This is a genomic window from Microbacterium paludicola, from assembly GCF_039529675.1.
In the GTDB taxonomy this organism is placed as follows: domain Bacteria; phylum Actinomycetota; class Actinomycetes; order Actinomycetales; family Microbacteriaceae; genus Microbacterium; species Microbacterium paludicola.
The window spans coordinates 1-588 of sequence record NZ_BAAANG010000074.1 but is presented as its reverse complement, the minus strand read 5'-3'; the positions used below and the strand labels follow the sequence as shown (position 1 = coordinate 588).

Below are 588 nucleotides of genomic sequence, written 5' to 3'. Positions count from 1 at the left end.
TCTCGATATCGGGTGTTCACGGATGCGCAGTGGAAGCGGATCGCTCCGCTGTTGCCGTCCAATGCCGGGCGGCGTGGTCACCCGTTCGGTGACGACCGGCGGGTTGTGGAGGGCATCGCGTACCGGTTCCGCACCGGGATCCCGTGGCGTGACTTGCCCCGCGAGCAGTTCGGCCCGTGGCAGACGGTGTGGAAGCGGCATCGCCGTTACGCCGGTGACGGGACGTGGGATCGGGTGCTGGCGCAGATCCTCGCCGAGGCCGACGCGGCCGGGAAGATCGACTAGGCGGTGTCGATCGATGCGACGATCGCGCGTGCGCATCAGCATGCGACGAACACCACCCGCCCCGAGCAGGACACAGGGGGCAGGATCGAATCACAAGAATCTGCCCTGGCACGAGATTGAACCGCCCGGTCACGGTATCGGCCGCTCCCGCGGCGGTCTGACCACGAAGATCCACCAGGCCGTCGATGGGCACGGCCGCCCGCTCGCGATGATCGTGACCGGCGGGCAGCGCAACGACGGAGCGATGCTCATCCACGTGCTCGGCGAGATCCAGGTTCCCCGGCTTGGCCCGGGTCGCCCACG

The 588-nt window shown here is 68.5% G+C and carries 1 pseudogene; it reads left to right on the top strand.

What is annotated here, in order from left to right:
• Positions 1–588: pseudogene (locus ABD161_RS15900) on the top strand (IS5 family transposase); the annotation flags it as partial.